This window comes from Brevundimonas denitrificans, from assembly GCF_030160755.1.
Lineage (GTDB): Bacteria > Pseudomonadota > Alphaproteobacteria > Caulobacterales > Caulobacteraceae > Brevundimonas > Brevundimonas denitrificans.
The window spans coordinates 21,375-27,838 of sequence record NZ_BSOY01000036.1 but is presented as its reverse complement, the minus strand read 5'-3'; the positions used below and the strand labels follow the sequence as shown (position 1 = coordinate 27,838).

Below are 6,464 nucleotides of genomic sequence, written 5' to 3'. Positions count from 1 at the left end.
CCGCGGCCAAATGGACGCCGCTGGTCAATCAGGAAGAGGCTGTCCGCAGCCAGGCCTTCGGCCTGTTCTTCGGCCTGCCGGGCCGCTGCGAGCACGCCGCGCGTCGCCTGCGCGACAACATCACGACCCCGCCGGCGACGCCGGCCGACGTGGGTCTGGAGTAGGCGGCTGAACGAAGCGTCGCCTCAGGCCGCGTCGCTGCGCGCGGGCGCGCCGGGGTCGTAGTTCAGGATCGGCGACAGCCAGCGTTCCGCGGTCGCCACGTCCCAGCCCTTGCGGCGGGCGTAGTCCTCGACCTGGTCGGGATCGATCTTGCCGACGCCGAAATAGTGGCTTTCGGCATGCCCGAAATACAGGCCTGACACCGACGCCGGCGGCGTCATGGCGAAGCTTTCGGTCAGGGCCATGCCGGCGTTGTCTTCCGCCTGCAGCAGCCGGAACAGCGTCGCCTTCTCCGTATGATCCGGTTGGGCCGGATAGCCGGGGGCGGGGCGAATGCCTTGATACCGCTCGGCGATCAGGTCCTCGACCGTCGTCTGCTCATCCGCCGCATGGCCCCACAGCTCGGTCCGCACCGTCTTGTGCAGGGCCTCGGCGAAGGCCTCGGCCAGACGGTCGGCGAGGGCAGTGGCCATGATGGCGGAATAGTCGTCGCCGGCGTCCTTGAACCGTTTGGCGATCTCGAGCTCGCCGTGGCCGGCCGTCACCGCGAAGGCGCCGATATAGTCCCGGCCCGTTTCGGCGACGAAGTCCGACAGGGCCAGATTGGGCTTGCCGTTCGACTTCCTGATCTGCTGGCGCAGGGTGTGGAAGCGGGCGATCTCGACCGCGCGGCTCTCGTCGGCCCAGACCACGATATCGTCGCCGACGGCGTTGGCGGGCCAGAAGCCGACCACGCCGCGCGCGGTGAACCATTTCTCGTCGACGATCCGCTTCAGCATCGCCTGCGCGTCCTTGAACAGGTCGCGCGCGGCCTCGCCGACGATCTCGTCCTCGAGGATCAACGGATAGCGGCCGATCAGCTCCCAGCTGGCGAAGAAGGGCGTCCAGTCGATGTGGTCGGCCAGATCGCCCAGATCCCAGCTGTCAAAGGCGCGCACGCCCAGGAACGACGGCGCCGAGGGCAGGGGCGTCGCTGGATCCGGCCGGAAGCGGTTCTGGCGCGCGGCGGGCAGGGACGCCCGCGCCTTGACCTCCTGACCGCGCGCATACTGTTCGCGGATGCGGATGTATTCGTCGCGGGTGGCGGCCACGTTCTTCGCCCGCTCAGTCTTCGACAGCAGGCCGGAGACCACGCCGACGGCGCGGCTGGCGTCCACGACATAGGTGGTCGAGCCGGCGCGATAGCCGGGCTCGATCTTGACGGCCGTATGGGTCCGGCTGGTCGTCGCCCCGCCGATCAGCAGGGGAATGTCGAAGCCGCGCCGCTCCATCTCGCGCGCCACGAACACCATCTCGTCCAGCGACGGCGTGATCAGGCCCGACAGGCCGACGATGTCGACCTTGTGCTCGATCGCGGCGTCGAGGATGCGGTCGGCCGGGACCATGACGCCCAGGTCGATGACCTCATAGTTGTTACACTGCAGCACCACGCCGACGATGTTCTTGCCGATGTCGTGGACGTCGCCCTTGACCGTGGCCATCAGGATCCGGCCCGCCTGCTCGCGCGGCTTGCCGGCCTTTTCGGCCTCCATATAGGGCTCCAGCCAGGCCACAGCCTGTTTCATCACCCGCGCCGACTTGACCACCTGCGGCAGGAACATCTTGCCCGAGCCGAACAGGTCGCCGACCACGTTCATCCCGTCCATCAGCGGACCCTCGATGACGTGCAGCGGCCGGTCGAACGACAGCCGCGCCTCCTCGGTGTCAGCGTCTATATAGTCGGTGATGCCGTTGACCAGGGCGTGTTCGATCCGCTTGCCGACGGGGGTGTCGCGCCATTTCAGATCGACGACCCGGGCCACCCCCTTGTCGCCCTTGTAGTTGGGCGCGATGTCGACCAGCCGCTCGGTGTTCGAGACATTGGTCCGCTGCGGCCGGTTCAGGATGACATCCTCGACGGCCTCGCGCAGCGTCGGCTCGATGTCCGTATAGACGGGCAGGTCGCCGGCGTTGACGATCCCCATGTCCATGCCCGCCTGGATGGCGTGATACAGGAAGACGCTGTGGATCGCCCGGCGCACCGGCTCATTGCCGCGGAAGCTGAACGAGACGTTCGACACCCCGCCCGACACCCGGGCCCAGGGCAGGGTCGCCTTGATGACCCTGGTCGCCTCGATGAAGTCGACGGCGTAGTTGTCGTGCTCTTCGATCCCTGTCGCCACGGCGAAGATATTGGGGTCGAAGATGATGTCCTCGGGCGGGAAGCCGACCTCGTCCACCAGGATGCGGTAGGCGCGGGTGCAGATCTCGATCTTGCGCGCCGCGGTGTCGGCCTGGCCCACCTCGTCGAAAGCCATGACCACGACGGCGGCGCCGTAGCGCAGACATTTGACCGCCTGTTCGCGGAACTCGGTCTCGCCCGCCTTCATCGAGATCGAATTGACGATCGGCTTGCCCTGGACGCATTTCAGCCCGGCCTCGATCACCTCCCACTTGGAGCTGTCGATCATCACCGGCACGCGGGCGATGTCGGGCTCGGCCGCGATCAGGTTGAGGAAGGTGACCATGGCCTGCTTCGAATCCAGCAGGCCCTCGTCCATGTTGATGTCGATCACCGAGGCCCCGGCCTCGACCTGCTGCCGCGCCACCGACAGGGCGGCGGCATAGTCGCCGTCGATGATCAGCTTCTTGAATTTGGCCGAGCCGGTGACGTTGGTCCGCTCGCCGACGTTGATGAAGGTGGGGCGCACTACGCTACCAGTTCAAAGGGTTCGAGGCCCGACAGCCGCATGGCCACCGGCCGCTCCGGAATCTCGCGCGTCGGCAGTTTCGCCACCGCTTCAGCCGTATGCCGGATATGCTCCGGCGTGGTGCCGCAGCAGCCGCCGACGATATTGACCAGACCCGAGGCCGCCCATTCTTCGATGAAGTGGGCGGTCTCGTGCGGCTGCTCGTCGTACTGGCCCATGGCGTTGGGCAGGCCGGCGTTGGGATAGGCGGCGACCAGCGTATCCGCCACCCGCGACAGTTCGGCGATGAAGGGCCGCATCAGATCGGCGCCCAGGGCGCAGTTGAAGCCGACGGCGAAGGGTTTGGCGTGCCGCACGCTGTTCCAGAAGGCCTCCGCCGTCTGGCCCGACAGGGTCCGGCCCGAGCGGTCGGTGATGGTGCCCGAAATCCAGATCGGCAGCGGCTCCAGCCCCTCGTCCTCGAGGTCCTTGATGGCCTTGATACAGGCCTTGCAGTTCAGCGTGTCGGTGATGGTCTCGATCAGATAGAGGTCGACCCCGCCCGCGTTCAGCGCCTTCACCTGATGGCGATAGGCGTCATAGACCTGATCGAAGGTCACCAGCCGCGCGCCGGGGTCGTTCACGTCCGACGACATCGACAGCATCTTGTTCAGCGGCCCGATCGACCCGGCGGCGAAGCGCGGCTTGTCCGGAGTCTTCGCGGTCCATCGGTCGGCGGCGGCGCGCGCCAGTTTGGCCCCCTCCAGATTGATGTCCCACACCGACTGTTCGTCGAGGTGGTAGTCGTCCTGGGCGATGACCGTGGCCGAGAAGGTGTTGGTCTCGCTGATGTCCGCGCCGGCGGCGAAATACTGGTCGTGCAGGTCGGCGATGATGTCGGGCCGCGTCAGGCACAGGATGTCGTTGTTGCCCTTCATCTGGCCGGGGTGATCGGCAAACCGCTCGCCGCGGAAATCCTCTTCGGACAGTTCGCTGCGCTGGATCATCACGCCCCAGGCGCCGTCCAGGACGAGGATCCGCTCCTTCGCGGCTTTGTGAAGGGCGGCGATGCGTTCGGCGCGGGGGAGGGGGGAACTCATACGGCGGCGGCCTTGGTCTCACGCACGCCCAGCACCCGGCAGATCGCATAGACCAGGTCGGCGCGGTTCAATGTGTAGAAGTGGAAGTCGGCGAAGCCTTCCTCCTGCAGCCGGGCGCAGGTCTCGGCCGCGACCGAGGCGGCGATCAGCTTGCGCGTCTCCGGGTCGTCGTCCAGCCCGTCGAAATGGGCCGCCAGCCAGTCGGGCACGGCCGCGCCGCACGCCGCCGACATCCGCCTCAGACCGTTGAAATTGGTCACCGGCATGATCCCGGGGATGATCGGCACAGTGACGCCCGCCGCCCTCACCCGGTCGCGGAAGCGCAGGAAGGCGTCGATGTCGAAGAAGAACTGGCTGATCGCCCGCGTGGCGCCGGCGTCGACCTTGGCTTTCAGGACGTCGAGGTCGTGCGCCGCTGACGGACTCTCGGGGTGACCCTCCGGATAACAGCCGACGATGACGTCGAACCCGCCCCGGGCCGTGATGGCGGCGGTGAGTTCGGTGGCGTTGGCGTAACCGTCCGTACGCGGAACATAGGCGCCGCCGATGCCGGTCGCGCCCGGCGGATCGCCGCGCAGGGCCACGATGTGGCGAACGCCTGCCTCGCGATACCCCTCGATCACCGAGTCCACCTCGTCGCGGCTGGCCTCGACGCAGGTCAGGTGGGCCGCCGGCGTCAGGGCGGTTTCGGCCAGGATGCGCTGCACGGTTCGGTGCGTCCGCTCGCGGGTCGAGCCGCCCGCGCCGTAGGTGACCGAGACGAACTCGGGGGCCAGCGGAGCCAGCCGGGTCACGGCCTTCCACAGATTGGCCTCGGCCTCGTCAGACTTGGGCGGGAAGAATTCGAACGACACGCGGGGGCGCGACAGATCCTGCCCGGCGCGCGCCACAGGTCCAAGCGGCGACAGCAACAGGGCCCGGGCCTCGGCCAGGCTGCGGGGGGCGATGCTCATGCGACCTTCTCCGCCGCGACGGCCGGCCGTTCGGCGGTCCAGATCGAGACCGTCAAACCGTCTGTGTCAGGGGGCAGGACGATCGGCGCGCTGGGCGTCAGCCCGGCTCCGGACAGCCAGCGCCGCATCTCGTCGTCGGCGAAGCCGAGCCGGCGGTGCTGATGCTCATCGCGCAGATATTCGAGTTGATGCGGGGCGAAATCGACGATCAGCAGCCGTCCGCCCGGCATGACCAGCCGCGCCGCCTCGGCCACCGCCGCCGCCGGATCGGCGAGGTAGTGCAGCACCTGATGCACCATCACCAGATCGGCGCTCTGTTCCGGCAGACGGGTGGCGAAGATGTCGCCGTGGCGCAACTCGACCTTGTCCAGACCCGCCTTCGTCACATTGGCCCGCGCGATGTTGAGCATGTTCTGGCTGAGATCCAGACCGACCGACATCTTCGCCTTCCGGCCCAGCAGCGTCAGCATCCGGCCCGAGCCGGTGCCGAGATCGACCACCCGCTCGAACGGGCCGTTCCCGGCCGCGCGGGTGATGGCCGCCTCGACCGCGCTTTCGCTGACATACAGCGAGCGGATGCGGTCCCACTGGGGCGCGACGCGTTCGAAATAGGCTCCCGCGGCGGCTTCGCGGTCGCGGCGCACGGCTTCCAGCCGCCGGTCGTCCGTGTCGCCCGCCGAGATGTCCAGCAAATCCAGCACCGTATCGATCAGCCGGCGCGCCGGCAGGTCCGAGGACAGGCGATAGAAGACCCGCGCCCCGTCCGGGAACCGCTCGATCAGGCCGGCGTCGGCCATCAGCTTCAGATGCCGGGACACCCGCGGCTGGCTCTGGTCGAGGATGCGCGACAGCTCCATCACCGACAGCTCCTCGCCGGCCAGCAACGACAGCACCCGCAGGCGGGTTGGCTCGCCTGCGGCGCGCAAGGCTTCAACAGTCTGGTCTGCGGTCAACGACATCTCTTTATATAAAGATATCCTTATATGATTTGGCAAGGAAAATTGCTGGCCAGACGCCGGATCGGGGGCCAATCTGCGTGCAACGGCTAACTGTTGTCGTGAGGCCAGCCATGACCCTTCGCCCGATCACCCTTATCGTCCCCATGGTTCTTGTCGCGGCGCTCGCCGGATCGGCGGCCGCCCAGACTCCGCCGCCCCCGGGCGCCGGCCCTGGAGCGGGCATGGGAGGCGGCATGGGCGGCGGCATGAGCCTGCCCCGGACGTCAGAAGAGGTCGCGCCCTGGTCCGCCCGCATCTTCACCCGGCTGGACGCCAATCAGGACGCCAGCATCACGGGCAATGAGCTGGCCGTTTTCGCCAATCCGACGGTTGCGGCCATGGGCGGCTCGCGCATGCGCGCCATGATCGTCCAGTCGGACACGAGCCGCGACTCCCGCATCAGCGCCGAGGAGCTCGCGGCCGGGGCGCAACGGATGTTCACCCGTATGGACCGCGACGGCGACGGTCGGCTGGCTGACGACGAACTGCCCCAGCGCCCGGCGCCGCCCCCGCCGATCGCCATGCCGCCTCCGGCCTCGACCATGCCGACCTTCCCGGACAACCCGCCCGACGGCGGCTGAG

5 protein-coding genes are annotated in these 6,464 nt (G+C 68.0%); 1 reads left to right on the top strand and 4 read right to left on the bottom strand.

Translation table 11 applies throughout. The features are described from left to right. Nucleotides 1-185 precede the first annotated feature (185 nt). From metH to QQJ79_RS09195, 4 genes are read right to left on the bottom strand one after another with little or no spacing between them, the layout of a single operon-like run. Complete coding sequence (metH, locus tag QQJ79_RS09210; protein WP_284222630.1) at nt 186-2,852, bottom strand: methionine synthase; 2,667 nt, start codon at nt 2,850-2,852, stop codon at nt 186-188. Beyond that, the gene (locus QQJ79_RS09205; RefSeq protein ID WP_284222629.1) at nt 2,852-3,931 is read right to left on the bottom strand and encodes a homocysteine S-methyltransferase family protein; all 1,080 of its coding nucleotides are present in this window, start codon (nt 3,929-3,931) and stop codon (nt 2,852-2,854) included. The genes metH and QQJ79_RS09205 overlap by 1 nt, the downstream gene beginning before the upstream one ends. Then, the gene (metF, locus tag QQJ79_RS09200; protein WP_284222628.1) at nt 3,928-4,884 is read right to left on the bottom strand and encodes a methylenetetrahydrofolate reductase [NAD(P)H]; all 957 of its coding nucleotides are present in this window, start codon (nt 4,882-4,884) and stop codon (nt 3,928-3,930) included. The genes QQJ79_RS09205 and metF overlap by 4 nt, the downstream gene beginning before the upstream one ends. Further along, nucleotides 4,881-5,843, bottom strand: a complete 963-nt coding sequence (locus QQJ79_RS09195) for an ArsR/SmtB family transcription factor (RefSeq protein WP_284222627.1) — start codon at nt 5,841-5,843, stop codon at nt 4,881-4,883. Before QQJ79_RS09195 ends, metF begins: the two co-directional genes overlap by 4 nt. Before the next feature lie 110 nt (nt 5,844-5,953). On the opposite strand from QQJ79_RS09195, the gene QQJ79_RS09190 reads away from it, so the two are divergent. Continuing rightward, nucleotides 5,954-6,463 (top strand): EF-hand domain-containing protein, encoded by a 510-nt coding sequence (locus QQJ79_RS09190; protein ID WP_284222626.1) that lies wholly within the window; start codon nt 5,954-5,956, stop codon nt 6,461-6,463. Nucleotide 6,464 lies beyond the last annotated feature (1 nt).